This is a genomic window from Sulfitobacter sp. HI0129, from assembly GCF_001635395.1.
Lineage (GTDB): Bacteria > Pseudomonadota > Alphaproteobacteria > Rhodobacterales > Rhodobacteraceae > Sulfitobacter.
The window spans coordinates 1-608 of sequence record NZ_LWGH01000899.1; the positions used below are offsets into that span (position 1 = coordinate 1).

General features: G+C 64.6%; 1 protein-coding gene. It reads left to right on the plus strand.

Annotated features, from left to right (window positions below; translation table 11 throughout):
- Positions 1–608, plus strand: a 608-nt coding sequence (locus tag A3764_RS25435) for a hypothetical protein (protein WP_201722484.1), incomplete at both ends; no start/stop codon positions are given.

The following is a 608-nucleotide window of genomic DNA, read 5'->3' on the forward strand; positions in this document are numbered from 1 at the left end:
CATGCGCCGCCGGTTGTACTGGAGCAGGTCGCGCCGTGTCTTTCAGGCGCAATTGGCCGCCGCCTCGCGGCTGGGGATGGGCGAATATACCGGCATCCTGTGCGACCCCGCGCGCGAACGCTGGGCCATGGCGGCGCTGGGTCTGGCGCTGGGGCAAATGGACTGGTCCCATTTCGAGATCAAATACGAACCCACCGGACGCCGCCTGCGGATGCTGGCGGCAGCACTTCCCAAAGCGGGCTTCAACGTCACATGGCCCCCGCACCGGATCAACGGCGGCAAGACCGACCAGCTTGTGGTGCCGCAGATCGAATTGCCCGACACGATGGAGGCCTATTACGCGTCACTGAGCGCGAACCGCCGCCAAAAGCTGACCCGCGCACGCCGCCAGATGGAGGCGGACCCTTCGATCCAATCGCGACTGCCCACGCCCGAAACCTTCCACGCGATGCGCGACGACGTGCTGGCGCTGTGGCGTAAGCGCTGGGAGGGCGATCTTTCATCTGCCCGTATCGAATATCTTACCGCGCAATACGCCCTCTTCCTCGACCGGGTGTGGAATATCGGCGCGCTTTACATGCCGACGCTCTGGCAGGGGGAAGAGATGA